At 64.4% G+C, this 998-nt stretch carries 1 protein-coding gene; it reads left to right on the top strand.

Annotated elements, in window-relative coordinates; translation table 11 throughout:
• A partial coding sequence (locus LIY36_RS27595; RefSeq protein ID WP_226457857.1) for an ATP-binding cassette domain-containing protein occupies positions 1-998 on the top strand: 998 nt, incomplete at both ends.

Raw genomic sequence — 998 nt, forward strand, 5'->3', positions numbered from 1 at the left:
CTGCACCTGGTGCCGGAAATGACCGTCGCCGAAAACCTGTTCCTCGGGCATTTGCCGTCGCGGTTCGGCGTGGTCAATCGGGGCTTGCTGCGCCAGCAGGCCCTCGCTTGCCTCAAGGGCCTGGCGGATGAAATCGACCCGGCCGAAAAGCTCGGCCGCCTGTCCCTGGGCCAGCGCCAACTGGTGGAAATCGCCAAGGCGCTGTCCCGTGGCGCGCATGTGATCGCGTTTGACGAACCCACCAGCAGCCTGTCGGCGCGGGAGATCGACCGCTTGATGGCGATCATCACGCGCCTGCGCGACGAGGGCAAAGTGGTGCTCTACGTGTCGCACCGTATGGAAGAAGTGTTCCGCATCTGCAACGCGGTGACGGTGTTCAAGGACGGCCGCTTCGTGCGCACCTTCGACGACATGAGCGCGCTGACCCATGACCAGTTGGTGACGTGCATGGTCGGGCGCGACATCCAGGACATCTACGATTACCGCCCGCGTGACCACGGCGAAGTGGCGTTGAAGCTCGACGGTTTACAAGGCCCCGGCTTGCGTGAACCGATCAGCTTTGACGTGCGCAAGGGCGAGATTCTCGGGCTGTTCGGCCTGGTCGGGGCAGGGCGCACCGAACTGTTGCGCCTGCTCAGCGGTTTAGAGCGCACCAGCGCCGGTCGCCTGGAGCTGTGCGGCGCGCCGCTGCAACTGCGCTCACCGCGCGATGCCATCGCCGCCGGGGTGCTGCTGTGCCCCGAAGACCGCAAAAAGGAAGGCATCATCCCGCTGTCCAGCGTCGCCGAGAACATCAACATCAGCGCCCGTGGCGCCCATTCGGCGTTCGGCTGGTTGTTGCGTGACGGCTGGGAAAAGGGCAACGCCGAGCACCAGATCAAGGCGATGAAGGTCAAGACGCCGAATGCCGAGCAGAAGATCATGTACCTCTCCGGCGGCAACCAGCAGAAGGCCATTCTCGGCCGCTGGCTGTCGATGCCGATGAAGGTGCTGCTGCT

Origin of the sequence: Pseudomonas sp. AF03-9, assembly GCF_020515815.1 — a bacterium.
Taxonomy (GTDB): Bacteria; Pseudomonadota; Gammaproteobacteria; order Pseudomonadales; family Pseudomonadaceae; genus Aquipseudomonas.